This window comes from Olivibacter jilunii, assembly GCF_900607235.1.
GTDB classification, from domain to species: domain Bacteria; phylum Bacteroidota; class Bacteroidia; order Sphingobacteriales; family Sphingobacteriaceae; genus Olivibacter; species Olivibacter oleidegradans.
In genome coordinates, this window is record NZ_LR027855.1 from 191,421 (window position 1) to 213,507 (window position 22,087).

23 protein-coding genes are annotated in these 22,087 nt (G+C 40.0%); 10 read left to right on the plus strand and 13 right to left on the minus strand.

What is annotated here, in order from left to right:
- Positions 1-213: 213 nt before the first annotated feature.
- Positions 214-1,527, plus strand: coding sequence for a GDSL-type esterase/lipase family protein (locus E0E36_RS22235; RefSeq protein ID WP_013666593.1), 1,314 nt, complete (start codon positions 214-216; stop codon positions 1,525-1,527).
- Here the strand turns inward: E0E36_RS22235 and E0E36_RS22240 are convergent.
- The 3 genes from E0E36_RS22240 to E0E36_RS22250 are packed head-to-tail and all read right to left on the minus strand — an operon-like array spanning position 1,508 to position 5,142.
- Entirely contained in the window at positions 1,508-3,181 is a 1,674-nt protein-coding gene (locus E0E36_RS22240) for an MBOAT family O-acyltransferase (protein ID WP_242627367.1), read from the minus strand. The two genes, E0E36_RS22235 and E0E36_RS22240, sit on opposite strands and share 20 nt — an antisense overlap.
- Positions 3,168-4,634: an SGNH/GDSL hydrolase family protein gene (locus E0E36_RS22245; protein WP_130857807.1), complete on the minus strand. Its 1,467-nt coding sequence runs from the start codon at positions 4,632-4,634 to the stop codon at positions 3,168-3,170. The genes E0E36_RS22240 and E0E36_RS22245 overlap by 14 nt, the downstream gene beginning before the upstream one ends.
- Before the next feature lie 16 nt (positions 4,635-4,650).
- A complete protein-coding gene (locus tag E0E36_RS22250) occupies positions 4,651-5,142 on the minus strand; it encodes a glucosaminidase domain-containing protein (RefSeq protein ID WP_013666590.1) in 492 nt (163 codons plus the stop codon).
- A gap of 366 nt (positions 5,143-5,508) precedes the next feature.
- Between E0E36_RS22250 and E0E36_RS22255 the strand changes: the two genes are divergently transcribed.
- From E0E36_RS22255 to E0E36_RS22270, 4 genes are all read left to right on the plus strand, one after another.
- Complete coding sequence (locus E0E36_RS22255; protein ID WP_013666589.1) at positions 5,509-5,784, plus strand: Rdx family protein; 276 nt, start codon at positions 5,509-5,511, stop codon at positions 5,782-5,784.
- 209 nt (positions 5,785-5,993) lie between these two features.
- The gene (locus tag E0E36_RS22260; protein ID WP_130857808.1) at positions 5,994-6,818 is read left to right on the plus strand and encodes an SMP-30/gluconolactonase/LRE family protein; all 825 of its coding nucleotides are present in this window, start codon (positions 5,994-5,996) and stop codon (positions 6,816-6,818) included.
- A gap of 88 nt (positions 6,819-6,906) precedes the next feature.
- On the plus strand, positions 6,907-7,746 hold the full coding sequence (locus E0E36_RS22265; RefSeq protein ID WP_013666587.1) for a CvfB family protein: 840 nt from the start codon (positions 6,907-6,909) through the stop codon (positions 7,744-7,746).
- On the plus strand, positions 7,746-8,873 hold the full coding sequence (locus tag E0E36_RS22270) for a lipid II:glycine glycyltransferase FemX (protein ID WP_130857809.1): 1,128 nt from the start codon (positions 7,746-7,748) through the stop codon (positions 8,871-8,873). Before E0E36_RS22265 ends, E0E36_RS22270 begins: the two co-directional genes overlap by 1 nt.
- A gap of 8 nt (positions 8,874-8,881) precedes the next feature.
- Here E0E36_RS22270 and E0E36_RS22275 read toward each other — a convergent pair whose 3' ends face one another.
- Positions 8,882-9,799 (minus strand): helix-turn-helix transcriptional regulator, encoded by a 918-nt coding sequence (locus E0E36_RS22275; protein WP_130857810.1) that lies wholly within the window; start codon positions 9,797-9,799, stop codon positions 8,882-8,884.
- 287 nt (positions 9,800-10,086) lie between these two features.
- Between E0E36_RS22275 and E0E36_RS22280 the strand changes: the two genes are divergently transcribed.
- On the plus strand, positions 10,087-10,365 hold the full coding sequence (locus tag E0E36_RS22280) for a hypothetical protein (protein WP_013666584.1): 279 nt from the start codon (positions 10,087-10,089) through the stop codon (positions 10,363-10,365).
- A 9-nt stretch (positions 10,366-10,374) separates the two neighbouring features.
- Here the strand turns inward: E0E36_RS22280 and E0E36_RS22285 are convergent, their stop codons facing one another.
- On the minus strand, positions 10,375-11,271 hold the full coding sequence (locus E0E36_RS22285; protein ID WP_130857811.1) for a diacylglycerol/lipid kinase family protein: 897 nt from the start codon (positions 11,269-11,271) through the stop codon (positions 10,375-10,377).
- Between the two features lie 83 nt (positions 11,272-11,354).
- On the opposite strand from E0E36_RS22285, the gene surE reads away from it, so the two are divergent.
- Positions 11,355-12,107, plus strand: coding sequence for a 5'/3'-nucleotidase SurE (gene surE, locus E0E36_RS22290; protein ID WP_013666582.1), 753 nt, complete (start codon positions 11,355-11,357; stop codon positions 12,105-12,107).
- Between the two features lie 263 nt (positions 12,108-12,370).
- Here the strand turns inward: surE and E0E36_RS22295 are convergent, their stop codons facing one another.
- Positions 12,371-13,117: an EcsC family protein gene (locus E0E36_RS22295; RefSeq protein ID WP_130857812.1), complete on the minus strand. Its 747-nt coding sequence runs from the start codon at positions 13,115-13,117 to the stop codon at positions 12,371-12,373.
- A gap of 143 nt (positions 13,118-13,260) precedes the next feature.
- Here E0E36_RS22295 and E0E36_RS22300 point away from each other — a divergent pair, with 143 nt between their 5' ends.
- Complete coding sequence (locus tag E0E36_RS22300) at positions 13,261-13,524, plus strand: hypothetical protein (protein WP_013666579.1); 264 nt, start codon at positions 13,261-13,263, stop codon at positions 13,522-13,524.
- 92 nt (positions 13,525-13,616) lie between these two features.
- On the opposite strand, the gene E0E36_RS22305 is transcribed toward E0E36_RS22300, so the two are convergent.
- From E0E36_RS22305 to E0E36_RS22330, 6 genes are all read right to left on the minus strand, one after another.
- A complete protein-coding gene (locus E0E36_RS22305) occupies positions 13,617-14,213 on the minus strand; it encodes a helix-turn-helix domain-containing protein (protein ID WP_341273594.1) in 597 nt (198 codons plus the stop codon).
- A 69-nt stretch (positions 14,214-14,282) separates the two neighbouring features.
- The gene (gene bioA, locus E0E36_RS22310) at positions 14,283-15,563 is read right to left on the minus strand and encodes an adenosylmethionine--8-amino-7-oxononanoate transaminase (RefSeq protein ID WP_130857813.1); all 1,281 of its coding nucleotides are present in this window, start codon (positions 15,561-15,563) and stop codon (positions 14,283-14,285) included.
- 3 nt (positions 15,564-15,566) lie between these two features.
- Entirely contained in the window at positions 15,567-16,562 is a 996-nt protein-coding gene (gene bioB, locus E0E36_RS22315; protein WP_130857814.1) for a biotin synthase BioB, read from the minus strand.
- Entirely contained in the window at positions 16,546-17,226 is a 681-nt protein-coding gene (gene bioD / locus E0E36_RS22320) for a dethiobiotin synthase (protein ID WP_130857815.1), read from the minus strand. The genes bioB and bioD overlap by 17 nt, the downstream gene beginning before the upstream one ends.
- A 22-nt stretch (positions 17,227-17,248) precedes the next feature.
- Positions 17,249-18,370, minus strand: a complete 1,122-nt coding sequence (locus E0E36_RS22325; RefSeq protein WP_130857816.1) for an aminotransferase class I/II-fold pyridoxal phosphate-dependent enzyme — start codon at positions 18,368-18,370, stop codon at positions 17,249-17,251.
- Complete coding sequence (locus tag E0E36_RS22330) at positions 18,342-18,965, minus strand: hypothetical protein (RefSeq protein ID WP_130857817.1); 624 nt, start codon at positions 18,963-18,965, stop codon at positions 18,342-18,344. The genes E0E36_RS22325 and E0E36_RS22330 overlap by 29 nt, the downstream gene beginning before the upstream one ends.
- 65 nt (positions 18,966-19,030) lie before the next feature.
- Between E0E36_RS22330 and E0E36_RS22335 the strand changes: the two genes are divergently transcribed.
- The gene (locus E0E36_RS22335) at positions 19,031-20,518 is read left to right on the plus strand and encodes an aminotransferase-like domain-containing protein (RefSeq protein ID WP_130857818.1); all 1,488 of its coding nucleotides are present in this window, start codon (positions 19,031-19,033) and stop codon (positions 20,516-20,518) included.
- On the opposite strand, the gene E0E36_RS22340 is transcribed toward E0E36_RS22335, so the two are convergent.
- Positions 20,513-21,379, minus strand: coding sequence for an alpha/beta fold hydrolase (locus E0E36_RS22340; RefSeq protein WP_130857819.1), 867 nt, complete (start codon positions 21,377-21,379; stop codon positions 20,513-20,515). The genes E0E36_RS22335 and E0E36_RS22340 overlap by 6 nt on opposite strands.
- 135 nt (positions 21,380-21,514) lie before the next feature.
- Between E0E36_RS22340 and E0E36_RS22345 the strand changes: the two genes are divergently transcribed.
- Positions 21,515-22,021, plus strand: coding sequence for a hypothetical protein (locus E0E36_RS22345; protein WP_013666570.1), 507 nt, complete (start codon positions 21,515-21,517; stop codon positions 22,019-22,021).
- Positions 22,022-22,087 lie beyond the last annotated feature (66 nt).

Genomic DNA, 22,087 nt, shown 5'->3' on the forward strand with positions numbered 1-22,087 from the left:
ATCTATAAGATCACTGTAATGACAGTTTTCCATAAGTAGTTTTAAGCAGACAAACACTTATACCTGAAAATCAATAGATTATATTTACTATTTTTTTATACCTTTGTCAAAATTTTTAATAAAACTCTTTTTGCATTTGCTTAAGGCGCATACCAAAAGAACGAAAGATAACGTTTAAGGTATAGTGAAAAGACAAGACAAGAAGTAGCATAAATGAACTATATATTATTTTTATATCTTCTATCGATTTCGGCAGGAGCAATTGAGACTGCAAATCAGCCAAGAGCGAACAAGATATCAACCACCACCATTCATAATTTAGTTTTAAAAAGGTTACCAACCCAACGATATAATGAATCCTTTAATTTCATCAACCCTGCAAAGGATACCATTACAAATGTCGAAGGTTTATCTTCGTTTTATCAGAAACTCCTAGCCTTGAGGGCTGGCCAAAGACATCGTGTCAATATTGTACAAATCGGCGATTCCCATATACAGCCGGATATTATTTCTCGAGAAGTACGGGCGGGGCTACAGGATTTTTTTGGTGATGCCGGACGAGGTTTGGTTTTTCCTTATCAAGTCGCTCGGACCAACGGTCCACTGGATATTACCAGTTCAACTTCTACCCGGTGGTTACCAAGTAAAATAAGTCATCAACGTACACCGGCGGCTAGTGGCATCTCCGGATTTGGCTTAAGAAAAATCCATAGTCAGGGCTTGATTAGGTTGTCACTAAAACCTGACTTACAGGCAAAACAACAATCTTTTGACTATATTAAACTCTTCGTGAGTCAAGGATCATGGAATATTCGTGCCATAGGTAACGATGCGAATACCTACACCATTGATCAATCGACGCCAGACGGCTTAGAAACCAAGGAAATCTTACTGAAGGACTTTGCTACGGGCTTTAATATAAGCCCCTTAGCATCGACTCCCAGCTTCTTCGGTGCTTCACTGGAGAAGCGAAATAATCCGGGTGTGCTATTTCATACCATCGGTGTAAATGGCGCACGCTACGAGCAATACAATAAGGAACCTTTATTTTGGAAGCAGCTTCCTGCGCTAAATGCCGATCTATATATCTTATCCATGGGAACGAATGAGGCTTTTTACAATGGAATGACGGAAGAAATTTACATTAATCAAGTTGCTGAAACCGTAGCCAAAATACAAACGATCGACCCACGCGCGTCCATACTTATTACAACAACGGCTGAATCATTCAAGAATGGCCGTAGTAATCCCATGATTGAACGACTCAATTTGGCCTTAAAATTTTATTGTAACAAAATGGGCATTCCCCTTTGGGATTTGTTTGACATTACCGGGGGGGCAGGTTCTTCCCTTGCTTGGTTGAAAAATAATTTATTGCAAGCTGATAAAATTCATTATCAGCAAAAAGCATATAGCATGCAAGGAGCTCTTCTGTTCGATGCAATGGCCAAAGGTTATAATGAGTACCTTTCGACCGCATCGGAACCTTCTCTGTCTAAATTAGCGACTAAAACTGCAGATAGATAGGCATAACCGGTTCTGCGGATTTGAAGAGGCCATACAATATTAAAAAGCAAAAGAAAACGATCAGGTAGGTTACCAATGAGATAGGGCCGAATCCCTCCACAACCTCATCTGCAAAATTATCAGGGATAAAGTGAATACTTAAGGCCAGCAACATCATCGCCAAAACGGTTTTATAGTTAGCGTAAAAGCCTTGCCAGACGTCGAAACTAACTTCATTAGCGATTTTTGAAATCATAACTACTGATGTGTCATAATCAGGAGCCTTAAAGAATATCCAGCAAAAGCATACCAAATGAAAGGTAACAAGTACTGCCAGCGTTTGATAGAGCCAAGTATTCTTTAGCCCGTCCATCCATTTTCCCGTTATCAGCATCCAAATCTTATGTAAAGCCAAAGCTAAGCCATGTAAGGCTCCCCAAATTAAGAAGTTAAAGCTTGCTCCATGCCAGAATCCGCCCAACAACATCGTGGTTAATAAGTTCATATTGGCTGCTACACCAGACATTTTCCATTTTATTAAGCCAGGAATCAGTAATACGATTGAAATACCTGCACATAAAATGCCGGCGTACTGATTGTTTAGGCCTAATAGATGTTTGCTACCAAAAAATACAGCAACGAAAAACAACAGACAGAATAAATAGGTGCTAAAAGTGCTTTTCCTGTTGCCACCCAAAGGAATATACAAATAATCGCGTAACCAGGACGAGAGTGAAATATGCCATCGTCTCCAGAACTCTGTTATATCGCTACTTTGGTAAGGAGACAGAAAATTAGGTGGAATACTGAAGCCAAGCCACTTAGCAATTCCAATTGCAATATCGCTATAGCCGCTGAAATCACAATAAATAACGATAGCATATCCATAAACGGCAAAGAGATTCTCCAGTCCGGTATAACGGGACGGGTCATCAAAGACATAGTCGACAAAATTCAGGGTAATATAATCCGAAATGATTAACTTTTTTATTAAGCCCGAAATGATCAAATAAAAACCTTTAGCAAAATCTTCATCCCGTAAAAAATAAGGCTTATTTATTTGTGGCACAAAATCGTGCGCCCTTACGATCGGGCCCATCATTAACTTTGGAAAAAAAGACAAAAACAACAGATATTCACTGAATTTCTTTGCAGGCTTAAAATCCCTTCGATATACATCGATGTTATAACTGAGGTTCTCAAAAGTATAGAAAGAGATTCCAATAGGCAATAAAATATTCAATGCACTAAAGTCAGTATGAAAGAATTGGTTGCTAATGGATAAGAAAAAATTCGTATACTTAAAGTAAAACAACAATCCTAAATTGAAAAAAATGCAGCAGACAAGCAAGGAAAGCCGATACCGGCGACTTCGGCGTTTATAAATCGCATGTGAAAGCCAATAATTGACAATTGCAGAAATGACAACTAAGCTAACGAAATAGCCACTTGCTTTATAAAAGAAGTAAAGCGAGAAGCCACAAAAAATATAACGGCGAATGGCATAACGATTTCTAAAAATGTAATATAGTATAATAAATAGCGCAAAGAAAAAAACAAAGAAACCATTGTTAAAGAGCAAGGGATTTTTCGGATCATACAGAAACGATTTTGCAAGCGCAGAAAAATCAATTTCAATGGGCGCTAATTTCCAATCCATATTAATCAGTTCCATTTAAATTTGTGTTTTCAGATTTCTTCACTTGCTTATTAATTGCCTCAAATAGATGCTTCGCCAACAATTTAGCGCCCAACGCATTGGGATGCACGTAATCTTTATTCGCTAAACTGGGATTTTGCGTAGCCCAATTTACCATCGAATTTTTGCCTCCCATTGCTGCATATAGACTAAAGAAAGCACAATCCGTTTGTTTCGCCAGTGCGGCCTGTTCCTTGATAAGTGCTTCAATACCTACCGCTGACTGATAGCCCTCGGGATACCTAAAAGCACGGTCGCCAGTTCCTACGATAAGCACATCGGCCTTAGAAAAACATGCCTTCATTTTTTTAACAACTGGAATCGCTGCTCGCTTGTACCAAGTAAAATTGGTGTCATCCGGCTTATATAAGACGTTTACACCGTACTGAAAAATAATTAAATCATAAGGGTTTTGCTCGTTGATTTCCTTGAGCAAATCTGCATTAATCTTCCCTAATTCCAAACCTGAAATGCCTCTAAATGAAAAGTTGTCTACGATAACACCTTGATCTGATTCGAAGCTCAAGCCAAATAGTGGGAGTTTCCGGTCAGCAGAGGAAACAACAATGGATTTATCTTTATTATGGGCTACGAGTGTACGGTTAAATAGTGATGTCCGTTCCAGCATCATCGTTTTTTTATTAACAACCACCGATGCGCTGTCTGTTGCCGGTCCGTGTAACAGATACTTACCTAGCACTATTGAGGTATCTTTACTGGTATTATCTTTGATTTTAACCCAATCGTTTCCAGATGAAAAAAACACATGGCCGGAAATAAATAAATCTTGCTTTTTAGTATTTTTAAAGTTGAAATCCCTCCAGTTAGCGGAAGACGACGCGATAGCCGTGCGTCTAAATTGGGCAACCTGCGATGCTATAGGAACAAAACCGACACCACTTCCCCCATAAGCCTGTTGCAGTAAACTTCTCAACGTTTGGGATAACAAGTCGCCTTCAATCATACTGTCACCTAAATAAGCGATTCTCACCTTCGTCTTTTTGCCATTTTTCAAGGCAATGAGTTTTTTTATAAATCGTGATAAGGCAACACTTTCGGAGTCTATGTTAAAGGAAATAATGTCAGATTGATTCAGGTTTAGGGGAAGTGCTTCGGCAGACACAATTACCTTTTCCTTGGAGCTATCACTTGCGGTCATAAATGCTTCATCTATTGAAGCATTTGAATGCATTGTAAGGGAGTCATTCTTTTTCTCGTCGTTGTTTTGCTTCACCTTCTTGCTTCCTGACGTGTATCTATTTTGGTGAAGCGCATCATTCTCTCGTGGCTTTACAATTACATCGGAAATTAAATTAATACGATCAAAGGGTTCCCACTTTTTACGATAGGCAATATTGATATATGAAAATACTAGATAAAGAAGTAGGCTAAAGAAAATAAACTGAAATACACGTTTATTAGCATTCATAAAGACATCTAATATATCATAAGTTATATCTTGAGATGGTCTTTAGAATACGTGTTTTCCATGTTTGAGGATGGGTGGAATATCCTGATTTACTTATAGCATCGACCCACTTGGAGGCATCGTCCGTACCTTTTAATCGGGAATAAAAATACTTACCGGAAATCAGTTTACAAAAATGTATAAATGACCCCATTGCCGAACTATATTGTCTGTATCGACTTTTGATACCGTGCGTTTGCTTTAGTTTATTAGAGCCTACGATACCAAAATGATTATGCAATAATTTAGAATTCCTACTTTGCCCGTTTCCGGACTCCAGGATAGCAATACCTAAAATTACCGACGAAGGTATCCCGTAAGCTTTTGAAAGCGAATCTGCTATCGATTTATGATTGTTTATATATTTTGTTTGCGCAAAACTTATATTTACACAACCTAAGTACAAAAGTGCCAGAAATAAAACTTTAGATCCGACTGAACGTATTGTTCGAATGTTTTTTCCTATCATATTTCTATTTTAAGAATACACAATCGTTCTTTACATTTACAATGCGACTAAGTTAGTTCAGCATTTTCCCCCGCTAGTAAGAACATTCCACTCTAATTCAGCTACCTTTCTCAGAGATTGTGCGAAAATAAGTGTTTAATTTTTCTTTTGAAACACAAATCAACTAACTCACTGATTATAAGACATAAAAAAAAAACAAACCAGTTGTAGTTATTAAACACTAACATATCATTAACTCTATTTTTTTGATTTTATTATATTCGTTCGAAAAAATCTCATCAAGACGAGTGGATTAGGGGTCAGTCGTATCATCCTTATGTTTAATAGATACCCCATATAGAAGATTAATTGAAAATAAAAAAATATATGAAACCTAGGATAATCATCGAATATTGCCCTAAATGTGGGTGGCTTTTGCGTGCGGCTTATATGGCTCAGGAAATTCTTACCACCTTCACCGAAGACCTCGAGGGTGTACTTCTAAAACCGAGTGATGTCAGTGGACGCTATACAATACGAATTGACGATCAGGAAATTTTCGACCGCAAGCGGGCAGGTGGTTTCCCTGAGGTGAAATCGCTGAAACAAGTCATTCGGGATCATGTTAATCCGGGTAAAGATCTAGGGCATTCAGATCGTTGAGAATGTTGAGTGGTTAAATTGTTGATTAGCCAATGAGCCGATTAGCCAATGTGACAATGTGACAATGGCGTGGACCCTGCGAGCTTAAAGCATACCGCGTATAGCTTAAGGCTTACTATAAAACCGAAAGCTGGTTGCTGAAAACTGACCATTGCACACCGATTTAAATTTTACTAAGTTTGTTAAACGATTACCAACAATAAATTGTGATGATAAAGACCTTATTTAGCTTCGTATACTTTCTTTCAGTCAGTTCTTACTTACTAGCTCAACCTGCTTTAAAGAAACTATGGCAAACAGATCATCTGGACGTTCCTGAATCTGTTTTGATTGCAGAAGAAAGTAACACCCTGTATGCAAGCTTAATAGGCCCCGGCAATCACACAGCAACAGACGGCAATGGGTCCATCGCAAAATTAGATCGTAACGGAAAAATTATAAATGCGCAATGGATTACCGGCCTCAATTCACCTAAAGGATTAGGCGAATTTAAAGACAAACTTTATGTGGCAGATTTAAAAGAACTGGTAATTATCGACATACCCGACAATAAAGTGTTAAAAAAAATTGAAATCCCCCAAGTTGGTATGCTAAACGATATTACAATCGATCCACACGGAATCGTCTATGTATCCGATTCAAAGGGTGGAAAAATTTACTGCTATAAGAATGGCAAAGTTGAAGTTTTTCTGGACGGTCTCGTAAACCCCAATGGCCTCTTTGCGGCAGACAACGGTTTATATTTTTTAGATAGCGGTTCGCTTTTCTATTTAAATAAAAACAAACAAGCCGATAAAATTGCAGAGGGAATGGAAAAATCTACTGACGGCTTGCAAAAAGACGGCGACAACTTTTTGGTGAGCGCATGGATTGGTGTCCTCTACTATGTCACGAAAGATGGAAAAGTAACTACACTTCTTGATACTAAAGCCGAAAAAATGAATACAGCAGACTTCGCTTTTGATCGCGCGTCGCGCCAGCTGTATCTTCCTACTTTCTTTAAGAATCACATTATCGCCTACCAGGTTCAATAAATTGACGGGGCCGGTGAAGGTAGCACGTAAAGCTTCGGCCTAAAGCTAAATTTAGTACCTTTGCGATCTAAAGGCTAAAGAATTGGACATGATCAAGGTTGGAAAACTAAATACGCTTAAAATTGTAGGCTCTGACAATTTACAATATACACTTTCGGATGACGAATCGAACATCGTCTCCTTACCCCACACAAACACCTTATCACCGATTTCCAAAGATGCGGAGGAAATTACGGTATTTGTATATACCAATAAACAAGGGGCATTAACCGCAACTACCAAGAAACCTTATGCAGAAGTAGGCGATTATGCCTTATTAAAGGTCGTCGCCGAAGCTCCAAATGGTGTATTTATGGATCTGGGCATTGAAAAGGACCTCTTCGTCCCAAAAAAAGAACAAAGATGGCCTATGGTTAAGGGAAAAAGTTATCTTATTCACATTTATCTAGATCCATTGAACAACCACATGGTGGGTTCTTCAAGATTGAACAAATACATTGATAGAGATGAACTTAGTGTCGAAGTTGGAGATGAGGTGGAGTTGATTATCTCAGAAGAAACAGATTTGGGATATAATGCAATTATAAATAATCGGCATATAGGGCTCTTATATGCGAATGAAGTGTTTGAAAATCTCCGTATCGGAAATAAACGAAAGGGCTGGATTAAAAAAATATACCCCGATGGAAAAATAGACTTATCCTTACAACCTTTGGGGTATGAACATATTCTTAATAGCAGAGAGATGATTATCGATTTGCTGAAAAAACGAAATGGACGTATACCGCTAGGAGACAAAAGTTCGCCGGAAGAAGTATATAAGATTCTTAAGATAAGTAAAAAAACCTTCAAAAAAGCTATTGGTGCTCTTTATAAAGAACGGCTGATCGAGATCAGTGATGAGGAAATAAAAGAAACAAAACAATAATGGTATTCGGACTGGAGAAAAAAGAAATCAAGCACGTTTATAAAACCTCAATCATTCAGCAGACAGCATTTTGGTCAGAAGTAAAACAACAACAAGGGATCGCTAGTTTAGCTATTAACTTCAAAGTGAATAAACCATCTATTTTCAATGGTTCACCCACCGGAAAATCAGCCTATATAGAAACAGACGTCCTTATTTTACTTCAACATATCGATAATGAGCATACAATTGCTTATATTCCCTATGGGCCTGAAATTGAGCCTCACGAAGAAAACCAAGGAAAATTTCTGGAAGAATTTTCTGAATCATTACGTTCTTATTTGCCGAAGAATTGCATTACGATACGTTACGATCTTGCCTGGCAATCGCAATGGGCAACAGACCCGGAACATTTCGATAAGTATGGTAATTGGAATGGTCCTCCGGAAAAGAGATATCAAGAATTTAGGTTAAACATTAGTACACAACACTGGAATCTCAAAAAGTCTAATTCAGACATTTTGCCATCAAATACAATATTTCTTGACCTCAGAAAAGAACCGAAGGCGCTGCTGGCGGCCATGAAGCCAAAAACCCGTTACAATATTAATCTGTCTGGTAGAAAGGGTGTGCATATTCGAGAAGTAGGTTTAGATAAACTTGATGTATGGTATGCTTTATATCGGGAAACTGCAATCAGAAATAATATTCATCTGAACAGTATTGAATATTTTCGTTCTGTGTTGAAGGCTAGGGCCGAAAATAGTGCATCCCCTGCCGAAGTGCAACTTTTGGTAGCAGAAGTAGATGGGATACCCCTAGCGGCCATGTTTTTAGTTCTTAGTAACAAGCGCGGAACTTATCTGTATGGTGCGTCATCGTCTATCAAACGGAACTATATGGCCACCTATGCACTACAATGGAGGGCTATGCAAATTGCCAAAAGCAGGGGTTGTGAAGAATATGACTTTTTCGGTGTATCACCACGACCCGATCCCGCGCATCCGATGTATGGCCTCTTCAAGTTCAAATCGGGTTTTGGAGGTAACCTACATCACCGAATGGGGTGCTGGGATTATCCACTGGATCAAGATAGGTATATACTGTTTAAAGCATCCGAAATGAAGAGCCAGGGATACCACCTTTAAGCTGTACCTTATAATTGGCTCGGTAGGTAACCAAAATATCGCTTAAACGCTTTTGTAAAGTTATAAGGATCGGCGTATCCTAAGGTGTAAGCAACTTCTGCAATGGTGCTATGGGTGTCTAATAGGATTTGCCTTGCATATTCCATTCTGCATTGCATTAAATAATCAAAAACGGTACATCCGAAAAGCTGCTTGAATCCCTTTTTTAGTTTGAAATCGTTCAAGCCTATTTCCCGAGCTATTTGTTTTAATGTCAGCGGATCAAATATATGTTGCTGAACGAATAGCTTGGCTGCATGCAGGCGTTCTATATCAGCAGGCTTTATAAACAAAAAAGGCTGTTCAGGCATTGACTCGGCTTGCTGTGCCTGTAAAAAAAATAGCTCCGTCACTTTGGATTCCAAGTACAGTCTACGCATTTGACCGACATAAGGACATGCTAGAATCTCGTTAATGACCGTGTGTTGTTGATGGGTTATTGGCATGGGCCCACGGGAGATATCCGCTTCCCTCCCTGCGTGCACCTCGTTCCAAAAACGCTCAAGGCATGGCAAGTCCGTTGCTATCAAACGCTCGAAATAAGGTTCTTGCATACAAATCCCAAATGTTTCCACCCGATTTCCGCGTAACGAATAATCCCCCTCAAAGTTAGGCATATAACCCAATATATGCCGATTCGGCTCGACGTGATATTCCTGTCCGGAAGATATGGGTTTGGCAGAAGAGATTCCTTGCAGCGAAAAATACATATTAAGGCTAGGTTCCTCTTGGCAGTCGCTGATAGTAAGCTCCAATTCTTTCAATCCCTTCAGCGAAAAAATCTCAATGCCCGCTGACTTAAATAGAATATTTTCCGACAATTCATCCGCGCTTATGAGGTAATTGTCTTTTAGTGAAAAGGAGGATGGTGCTACTATTTCTTCCATAAAAAACGCGTCTCGAAAGACTTGAAAAGGGTAATACCATTACCACAAGATACCATCAAACTTAGAAAATTTAAATTTGAAATCCAACCTATTTAGCAAGGAAAACGTTATTGCTACCCTGACTAATAAATCCGTTTTGAAGGGATAAAAATCCGTTTAGGAAGGGCTGTCCAGGATTATTTCAAGCAATTTTGAAATTAAATGAAATAGGTGGGATTCAATTGTTAAAATCGGGTCTCGACCTTATAACAGAAAAGCTAAGGCATTCCATTTAACAACATTTTATAATGAAAGCATTTACACTAGGAAAATTTAAACCCGTCATTAATCTTCCTTCATCGGCAACGCCTCACAACTTAATTTCTGTATTTAGAACGGATGTAACCAATAAAAAAGATGCTGACCATATTATTAAGCTTCTTAAAAAGCAATACCCTGATGGCAGATTTAATTTTGATCTCGAAGACAGCGATAAGGTGTTCCGGATTGAATATAAACGTGATATTATTGTTGACGTCATAAGAATGTTCAGAATAAAACGATTCACCTGCGAAACGCTCATCTAAATAGCGGGATTAGCTCAGAAAATCCAATATTTGCGGACGGGCCTCCACGAGGAGGTCTGTTTTGTCTTTTAATTGAACATATTCATCATCTACGTGTATCCACGTTCCATCCCATTGTATTTGAATATCTCGCCCCCTTATAATTTTCCAGGGCCCTTTTTTTGTCTTTCCCAATGCCACATTTTTTACATATTCGATAAAAACGTCTCGTTGGCCCTCCTCCAGTAAGACGACTTCAAACAGGCCGTCGGTCATATCCGCCTCAGGTGCCAGCTTCAAATTGGGGCCTATTGAACAAATGTTGAGCACTTCTATAAGTAAGTATTTCCCTGTTATTTTTTTTCCGTCAATAGTGATATGAGCTTGTCTTGCTTCGTAACTTAAACTAATCGTCAACAGCGTATGTAATGCCAGACTAATTTCATCTTCTTTGCTTTCCAGATTATCAGTTTTTATCTTTTCCATTTCTCGCATGAGTTTAGGTAGCAAACCAACACCGAGGCTTTCCAAAAAGAAATTTTGCTCAACGCCTAAATCAACCGCGCCCACATCTACTTTTTTGATATTCTTTTTTGCCAGACGGTTTAGTAATTTTTTTATGTTATCCGGACTACCTAATGTTAAGGCGACATTATTAGCTGTACCCATTGGCAAAAGACTTAATAATAGCTTCTTATCCAACCATGTTCGTTTAAGTAAAACACTAGCCACTTTCCGCACCGTTCCATCACCCCCCACGATTAGGATGATATCAATAGCCTTATCGATTTTCTGCCATTTTTTTTGTCGTATCGAGCTATAAATCGCATTATATCCCGCTTCTTTTATTGCATTTACCAATTCATTTTTTTGGTGGTCTTTATCACCCGCTTTAGGGTTATGCAAAATCAATATGGTTTCCTTCATATAGTATTAGTGCATCAATGGCACATTTTAAAAACATTAAAGAGCCTTAGATGTTTGCTAATTAAGAATAAGAGGAATTAGCTATGAGAATATTGGTAACGAACGACGATGGGATATACAGTCCGGGCATTGCGGCCCTAGCGAAAATTGCAGCCAACTTTGGAGAAGTAACCGTAGTAGCCCCTGATGTGGAACAATCCTCCATGGGACATGCAGTAACTCACTCAAGACCCTTATCTTACAAAAAATCACCTGTTGAATTCCCTGGGATTAACGCCTATCGCGTCAATGGAACACCGGCAGACTGTGTTGCACTTGGAACACATTTATATCACCACATTGATGTTGTTTTATCAGGCATTAATATGGGGACCAATTTGGGAAATGCGATGTGGCATTCAGGGACCCTTGCAGCGGCTAAGCAAGCTGTCTTATTAGGCATTAAAGGAATTGCCTTAAGTACACCGGTAGGCAAATCAGAACCTGATTTTGATTTATTAGCTCCTCATGTACACCAAGTGCTTGAGCAGTTGTTACAACGTACAACCTTAAGCCTTTATAATGTTAACTTTCCGAGTAATCCCCAAGGGATCGCCTGGACAAAACAATCAGTGCGGCTTTACGACGGAACGATTATACCCGGGACGGATCCTTTGGGAAGAAAACACTACTGGTTTACCGTTACCCCCTTAGAACCTGCGGAAAAAGGAACGGATCGCTGGGCTGTCGAAAATAATTATACCTCTGTCACTCCGCTGAGGCTCGACTTAACAGACGAAATAAAGTTGCGGCAACTCGAAGAGACTTGTCCATGGCAAGTATCGGCTTCTTCCTGAATATTTCTTAATATTCACTTAACATAAAATTTACAGCATTACTGTATTTTTGATACATGATCATTTTTTGGATTGCTGCACCGATTTACATATTAGCACTTATTGTATCAGTAAGTATGGGCATAAAACGAGGTGCTCTTTTTATTGGGTTTCTCTTATTAATTACGCTCCTATTGTATCTCATGTTTTTCCATTCGACAGAGTCGGCGTTAGGGGTTGTAATAATTGGTGTCATTACTTATTTAATGAGTAGTAAGCGCTAGTTAAGTCCCCGCTTCCAGTCGATCTATTTGCTTAAAGTAACGCAGTCGATAACTGTTCATAGCCACTGTCATCAGTTGCTCGGTTAATTTATTGTTAGCAACAGCTCCTACAACAGCCCCTATAATAGGAATTAGCTGTGCTAATTTTGCCAAATCAAGATAATCTCTATATTCCTGCTGAAAATCCCGCCAGTCGAAATGATCCACATCGGATGGAAGTGTTTGTATAAATGTTGTCCAATTCTCCATTCTTGATAAGATCTCTTTTCGTTTCTGCTGGCTGCAGAAAGTAATTTTGAAAACATATAAGATAAATAAGCGCTCCTTGTAGTCTTTTACATTGAATCCGTAAATAGATGCGATCTCAAACAACAGCTTTATTTTGATTGCCAGAAAAGCGGGAAAATCTGCAAGTCCCATTAAAATCCCCCCTGCTCCCGTCACGGCACCTTCGATGGTCGCCGCATTTTTATAATGTCTACCTACCCGTTTTACATATGCTTCCTGCAACTGCAATGACCTTCCCTTTTTTATGGTAGAGCTTGTATACTGTGAGCCGAACAATACCGCTTTCACCATTTTCTCGATTGTTACCGTGATAACTTGATGGATCTTTTCGGGAATGAGCGCATTCATTTTTGTCTGAATCCCTTTTGTCAGTTTGCTGCTAACCGAAGGGGCTTTTAACATACGCTGCTTCCAATCCTGCATTTCCCGATAGGCTTTTTCTTCATAGCTGTTTAACATTGCATCGCGTGTTTAATCAAACATTTTATCTTTTCAAAGGTTAATATAAAAAAACCTTATGAATCCTACACTTAGGAACAGCAATATAGAGATTCGTGAAGGTTATTGAAGATGAATATACATATTTTCAAAAAAAACCGATTATGGAACAGTTACTTAGCATAGATTTACTCAGAAGGCTGAAGCTCAACGGGTATACCGCATTGATACCAAAAGCTAAGAGGAATAACACCCAGGTTTTTGCTATTTCAAACTATCCTGTTGAAGAACTAAAAAGTAATGCAAAAGAAGCTCCTTTGCATGAAGATAACGTATTGGCAATTGAAGATTTGCTACTGCACGAAGATGAATTAACACTTGAGGGAATTGTTGTATTACCGGATGAAGACTTATCCTCCGCTTTATAAAAGGAATCAGGATAGCATACTTAATTTGCATCAAACAAGCGGACGGTTTGAGTAATCAAAACTTAAGCCCCTTCACTTTCATATGCCGAACCCTATACCTGATCTAAAGGTTTTCTTTTCCGGTCCTTAATTTGCTTAAAATGAGAGGGTGTTAACCCGGTGATTTTTTTAAACTGCGTAGATAGATGTTGAACGCTACTATAACCCAGTTTATACGCGATCTCACTCAATGTCAGCTCATTATATACAAGTAGTTCTTTAGCTCTTTCAATACGTTGCAAAATAATAAATTGCTCAATCGTAAGCCCTTCTGTCTGCGAGAATAAAGTACTAAGATAGTTATAGTCAATCGTTAGCTGTTGCTGGAGAAAAACGGAGAAGTTCACTTTCATGTTAATTTCGTCAACGTTGTGTATCCGTTCGATCAACAAGGTCTTCACCTTTTCAACCAATTTTTGCCTCTTATCATCAAGAAGTTCGAATCCAACCGCAGTCAATTCCTCTCTCAACATGTGATACCGTTCTTTAGGTAGGGCCTCCTTTAATGCGATCTCGCCTAAACTTACCGATACGGGTTGAATGCCCATCGTGTCCAAAATTTGTCTGACCACCATCACACAGCGATTGCATACCATATTTTTAACGAATAATCTCATGTCAGCGATATCCATTGTTATTAGCGATTTCACACAAAGTTCGGTAAAGAAAATGAAGAAGACATTATATAATTTCTTAAATTTTTTACAAGTTCCACGCCTCTACCCTACCTCTTCCAGCGCCAAGCGAATCGTAGCATAAATATAATCAAGTTCTTCATCCTTTATGCAATATGGGGGTAATAGATAAATCACATTGCCCAATGGTCGCATTAGGATCCCTTTTTGCAAAAAGTAATCGTAGAGTTGATCTCTTAAGGGGTTAAAATAGTTCGTTACATCGTCCGAACGCCATTCAATAGCCAGAATTGTTCCTAAAAAGCGGGTTGTCTGTACGTTGCGATGCCCTCTAATGGATCGCGCAAAATCGATATGGCGTGTTGTTATCCTTTGTATACAAAGCCGGGTTTCCTCTTTAAGCAGCAGGTCTAAACTTGCCAATGCAGCAACACATGCTAGTGGGTTCGCTGTATAAGAATGACCATGGAACAACGTTTTCGTTCGATCATTTGATAAAAAAGCGTGATAAATCGGTTCCGTGCACGATGTGACACCTAAGGGAAGTGTACCGCCGGTTAAGCCTTTCGATAAACACATGATATCCGGTTGTGTGTGCAAATAATCAGCAGCAAAGAGCTTTCCGGTTCGTCCGAAGCCCGTAAATACTTCATCTTGTATAAGTAAAATACCGAGTTCTTTGCAGAAACACAACAGCTCACTCAAGTGACTAGCTTCATACATTTTCATGCCTGCCGATCCTTGCACAAGCGGTTCATAAATAAAACAAGCAACCTCCTGCCGAATAGCATACAATTTTTCTTTAATTGTTTTTAGACTGAGTTCGTTTGGTACTTCCAGGAAGATAACTTCAAAGAGATAATTTTCAAAGGGTTTTGTCCAATTACTTCTTGCACTCACCGACATGGTGCCAAAGGTATCACCGTGGTAAGCGTCTTTCAGCGCAATAATTTTCTTTTTACATTGTCCAGTGTTATGCCAATACTGCAAGCACATTTTTAATGCTATTTCAACCGCAGTAGACCCATTATCGGAATAAAATATCTTACGCTGGTTGTCCGGTAAAATGCTCAATAAGCGCTCGGCTAGCGCGATAGCAGGCGAATGCGTAAAACCGGCGAATATCACATGCTCCAACTTGTGCAATTGCTTATAAAGTTGCTCCGCAATATAAGGATGCGCATGTCCATGTAAATTAACCCACCAAGAAGATATCGCATCGATATAGGAACGCCCATCTTCTGCATAAAGGTAGACGCCCTTTCCTTCAACAATAGCGATGGGAGGCCCATCTATCGGCAGCTGTGAATAGGGATGCCAAACAGCCGCTACATCACGCTGTGAGAGTGTTGTCTCATGATTCATAAGTTAACCTAAATCTAATTTTTGATTTTCTTTTAAGGAGAATGGATGAAGCCCCAGCAACTCAAACATTGCTCTATCCTCCGTCAGCTTCGGGTTCGGTGTTACTAACAATTCCTCGCTTTCACTTGTAAAAATAGAATTAGCACCTGCCAGAAAGCACCAGGCTTGTTCGATTGTAGACATTTCGGATCGACCTGCACTGAGCCGTACCATCGCTTTTGGCATTAAAATACGAGCTGTTCCAATCATTCGTACCATTTCCCATATCTGCACCTTTGGCAAATCTGCCAATGGCGTACCACTGACGCGAGCTAAGGCATTAATCGGCACCGATTCTGGATGGCTCGGCATAGTGGCCAGTTTGTGAAGCATGGCGATCCGATCCTCTGCTGATTCTCCTAGACCAATAATTCCACCACAACAGACCGATATGCCAGCTCGCCTGACATACTCCAAGGTATTCAATCGGTCGTTAAAATTACGCGTGCTTATGATCTCCTGATAATAATTTTCTGAAGAATCGAGGTTGTGATTATAAGCCGACAAGCCAGCTTCCCGCAAGCGTTTTGCTTGATCAGCCGTTAGCATCCCCAAGGTACAGCAGACTTCCAGCCCTAAGGCGTACACACCTTTAACCATTTCCAATACGTTATCAAAATCACGGTTATTCCGTACTTCACGCCATGCCGCCGCCATACAGAAGCGTGTTGATCCAGACTCTTTTGCCCTTTTAGCACAAGCTATCACTTCGCCTACGTCCATTAATGGTTTAACCTTAATATTGGTGTGGTACCTGGCGGCCTGTCCGCAATATGCACAATCTTCCGGGCACCCTCCTGTTTTTATTGATAGTAAGGTGCAAACCTGAACTGTAGACGGATCATGCCACTGGCGATGAATGTGTGCCGCCTCGTAAGTTAAAGTCAACAAACTCATATGGTAGATACGGCGTACTTCTTCGATCGACCAATCGTTGCGAATTTTATTTTGCTGATTCATTTTTTTTTATTTTACTATTTATCGATAAGTGTAAGCTACTGTAACGGATCGCTTCGTTATTTATTGAACTCAATTCAGGAACATGGATGATAGGAATCTCCTCGGAAACGTGACTCTCTATCGCCTCTTGGGAAGCTTTATTCATATTGCCATTAAATACCAGCGCCCCTATACGAACTTCTTTTCTACGTAAAACTTCATAGGAAAGAAGACTGTGGTTAATGCAGCCCAAGTAGTCTCTTATCACCAATATGGCTGTTGCACCAAGTTGCTTTATTAAATCAATCATAAAGAAATCACCTGATAAAGGCACGAGCAAGCCACCTGCCCCTTCAATAATCAACCGATTGGCAGTAAAAGGTGGTTGAAAATCATCTGGGTGAATAGCAATGTTCTCCGCAGCAGCCGCCTCATGTGGCGAAGCCGCCAATTGCAGCCGAAATCGCTCTTGATGAATGTGTGTCGATTCCGCATTTACCAAATGCTTGACTCGTTCACTGTCTGTATTGTCTAAGTCTCCGCACTGAATTGGCTTCCAATAGTCGGCTTTCCAATAAGATGCCAATACCGCTGAGACAATCGTTTTTCCCACCCCGGTGCCGATTCCCGTGATGAAGATATTTTTTTCATTCATTTTCTTAAAATAGGTTATTGTGTATACCATACTTTAACCGCATTAAATGCCGTTATTCATTTTTAATTAGCTGTTTCAGACGGAAGACAAGGCGTATGATATCCTCATCTTTATTATAACTGTGGAGGCAAACCCGTAAGCATTCGCGGCCTGGTTTCACGGTAGGGCTTTTTATTGCAGAAACATCGAAACCATGATGCTGCAGTATTTCGCTCCATTGCTCTACTTCCTGGTTACTTTTACCATAGATAATTTGTATTGGACTGAGAAAAGGGCCTCGCACTTCCCTTCCCAATGCTTGGTTAAAAAGCAAGCATTTTGCTTGAAGTAAAGCTTGATCGCATGCTGCCCTCGCCAAACGCTGATAAGCTAGTCGCACGGCTAATAATTGCCAATAGGATGCGGCCGTACTATAAATGAAGGGACGGCAGTAATTAATAAGATAGTCCTGCAATATCTTGCTTCCCAAAATAGCAGCTCCCTGTACTCCCAGTGCTTTCCCGAACGTAACGACGCGTGCAAAAACACGTTTTTCCAATCCCAGCAATTGTATCAATCCGCCTCCAAATACACCAATTGCATGCGCTTCGTCAACGATCAGCAACGCATTGTACCGATCACATACGTCAATTAAATCGCTAAGAGGTGCAAAGTCGCCGTTCATGGAGTAAAGGCTCTCCACTAACACAAAACACTTTCCACTGCGATATTTTTCCAACTTCCTGCGTAGATCGCTTATCTGGTTGTGCTTGAAATGAAGGGTGGTTGCCAAACTGAGACGACAACCATCAACAGCAGATGCATGTACACATTCATCTCTAACAATGAAGTCGCCTCGTTTAGCGAGCGCTGATATAAGTCCTAGATTAGCCAAGTAGCCTGTGTTTAAGAGAAGAGCCGATTCTGCTTGATGAAACCGGGCAATCTGGCCCTCTACCTCTTCTGCCAGCAAACTATTACCGGAGATTAGGCGTGAGCCAGTGGATCCTATAATAAATGATCCATCGCATTGTAAGCAGTCGACAAACGCTCTATTAGCCAGCGATCTCGACCAGCCAAAATAATCATTGGAGCAAAAGTCAATCAAACCATTGGGAACCCTTAGTTGCCGGAGACAACCTTCGTCCTTCCTTTTTGATAAAGCTTTAAGCATGTACAGATCCATCGCTTTCATACAAATCTTGCTTTATCCGGTTGATCCAATCTGAAAAAATACGCCGCTCCTTTATGATGAGGTAAGATGCATGTTGTCGCCATTCTCCATCGTATTCGGTAAGCTGGTTGACCATTTCTTCTAAATGCCCCTTTTCTTCCTGTATAATCGCCTTGACATTAACTTTGCTTCCATGACGCAGGAGCACTTCCTGATAGAGTGGGTACAACTCATCCGCCCGTAACTCAATGATGTAAGTCACCATTAGGTAGGCATAAAAGCGTAAACGATCAGGAGAAACGGCTAAGACGTCCTTAAAGTATCGATATACGTCTAAATTTAGCCTATCAAGATATTGTTTGCTCACTATGGGCGCCAACAGTTCATGTGTCTGATAAGTATTGCAATAAGTCCCTAACTTACGACTCTGCCTTTTTAGATGATAAGCGTGCCTATGCTCTTCGGCTGCATGTTTGAGTAGGGTTAAATTGAGTAACGCGTTGTCCTTAATTGCTGATATTTTGCAGGCGCCACTGTTTTCCATTAGCGATAACGTGTTTAGAAATTTGGCATGAGCGCAATCGTCTGCTACGATATCGTATAATAAATCTTTCATTGCTATTGAATTTTAGCCAAAAGTAGTATCTTGCCGGACGATACATATAGTCCAGTTTTAACTTCATGAGTAGTCCGGTTAAAATTCCTTTTAAAAGTCTTATTGTGTTGAGCAAGCAAGGCAATACACCCATATACCTACAGATTGCACGGCAACTTATCAATGCTATTCAACGCGGCGTTTTAATTACCGACACACAACTACCTGGAAGTCGGGCGCTTAGCGAAGATCTTGGTGTGCATAGAAAAACGGTTATTGCAGCTTATGACGAACTGTATACGCAAGGTTGGACGCAGAGCATTCCGAATAAAGGCACCTTTATTCGAAACCGTCTTAACAACGACTTGCCTGATCCTATAAAATATGACAGTGATTATTTAGCCAGCTATCCAAAAAAAACCGGCTTCTCGTTTAAACAGCGCATCCTGTTGGATCGACCGATCGCATTATCGACTTGCCACTTAGCCTTCAGCGATGGTCTACCTGATACGCGAATAGCTCCTTTAGATCGTTTGGCGAAAATTTACGGAGGTGTACTAAGAAGAAAAACGAGTGTAAGACATTTAGGGTATTCTCATTTGGAAGGCAACGAATATTATCGCGATAGTTTGGCATACTATCTGAACAATTCACGCGGCCTTCCCATAAAAAAAGAGAATATATTGACGACACGCGGTATACACATGGGCATTTATTTGGCATCCAGCGTCCTCATTAATACCGGTGAGCGGGTTGTTGTAGGAAACCTCAGCTATTATATCGCCAATATGATTTTTCAACAGGCTGGTGCAAAACTACATGCTGTGCCGGTAGACAAGGAGGGTATCTCTGTAGAAGCCATCCGAGCGCTTTGTGAAAAAGAAACTGTACGGATGGTATATATAACACCACACCATCATTATCCGACTACGGTTACGTTAAGTGCTGAACGACGAATCGAATTGCTCAATTTGGCGAGTAAATATGGCTTTATCATTCTTGAAGACGATTACGATTACGATTTTCATTATACGAGCAGTCCGGTATTACCCCTCGCCAGTGCTGACAGTCAAGGCATGGTTGTATATATCGGCTCGTTTTGCAAAACGCTCGCACCGGGTTTGCGAACCGGTTACATCATTGCCCCGCAAAACCTGATAGAAGAAATCGGACGTTTCAGACGAATCGTTGACAGACAAAGCGATATGTTAATGGAACAAGCACTGGGCGAGTTATTAACGGAAGGAGAAATTCATAGACACCTAAAAAAAGCGATTAAAGTTTACGAACAGCGTTGTACCCATCTGTCTACCTTATTAAAGAATGAACTGAGTGATTACACCTCCTTCAAATCTCCACCGGGAGGATTAGCATTATGGTCTTTGTGGAAAAAAGAATTGAATCTGATGCGAATTAGCAAAAACTGTGCAAAATACGGCCTTCATTTGCCGCAAACCTTACTTTACCAAAATGAATTGACAACGGCTATGCGATTAGGCTTTGGAGACCTCAACACGAATGAGCTCACAGAAGCAGTTCACATACTAAAGCAGTCGGTGACGGAATCGCTATGATAACAAAAGTCTGTTCATTTGTTCAAGCAGTTCGTTAATTAGGGCTTCGCTCTTAACCATATGATGGTGACCGGTCCCATCATAGGCTTTATGTTTGATATCGCCATGTTTTTGCAGAAATCCCTGCATAAAGCTAAATGGTGAGATTTCGTCAAGACGATCGTAAAAAAGCAAGTGGTTTTCACAGGCGTAATTGTAAAGGTTATTCAGGTTGAAATAACTAACCTCAATATCAAACGACTTTTTAAAATCGCGGAAAAATTGTCGCTGCACATCAATTGGCACATTAGCTGTTGTCATTTGGGTGATAAAGTAGCTTTCGAGATCAATTAACGGAGCTAGGCTGACCAACAATGTTGGTTTTACGACGAAATCTTTGTAAGCGATGATATTGGCCATTGCACCTAGAGAGTGACCAATTAAAACGCTTGGGATACCAAAATGCCTGGTTATTTTTCGAATACTTTCAACATATAATAAGAGATTAGTCAACCTTCCTTGCGAAGAACCATTACCAGGAGCATCAAATGCGATTACTGTAAAGCGTGAACTGGACAAAAGACGTTCAATTAGATAATAGAAATCAGCTGCTTTAGAAGCCCAACCATGCGTTAGTAGTACAAGTTGATCACCATTTCCCCAAGCAAATGCATTAACCAAAAGCTCCTGATGATCAAAATAGGAATCGAAAACCGAAAACTCGATTTGTCTGGAACGTGCCAATAGCTCCTGCTGACTTGAACGTAAGGGAAATTTCGGAGAATAAAACAAGTAATCAAACATATATTGACAAACTGCATCAAATACTTGCTCTTTCACCAATGCTTGTATTTCCGAGGTCATCTGTTTAACCTTCCTCATAGTGTGTTTATTAAACAAAGATAAACTTTAACGGTTAGCGTATGTAATATCTGTGTCAAACAAAAGGCGCATTACAGCAGTAAGATATCAAAGGCATTTTATATCTTTATTTTCAGAATTCAGTAAAATCAATATATGAAAACATTAATTACGCAACTGGGCTTAGGCATCATTTCAGTAAGCATCTTTTTAACGGCATGTAACCAGGCACCTGAAGGAAAAAAACATGCTAATTGGGCCGACAGCAGTTTTCGGAGCGATACAACGGTTGTAGATACAAGTCATAGACCGACAGAACTATGTTTCTTCCGGTTAGAAGGGACATCCTCAAAAGACTCAACGTTTATCAATCTGTCCATTTTAGGTAATAGGGTAACCGGAAAATACAGTTGGATTCCTTTTGAAAAAGACAGTAGAACGGGCACCCTCACCGGTATAAAACGTGGAGACACCGTAGATGTGGTCTGGCACTTTGCACAAGAAGGAATAAAGGACACGCTGCGTACGGTGTTTCTTTTGCAGGGTGAACAACTTAAACAGAAGCCATTTAGTGTAAACCAGCAAACAGGAAGGCAATTCACCGACGACAAGTCTGCTTTTTCAATTTCTTATCAGAAAACCGATTGCTCCCTGCAACGATAAATGGTCCCGATATTGCCCTTTTGAGCAAATTTTTCATTGCCTATGCGTGAATGACAAGCATTTTAT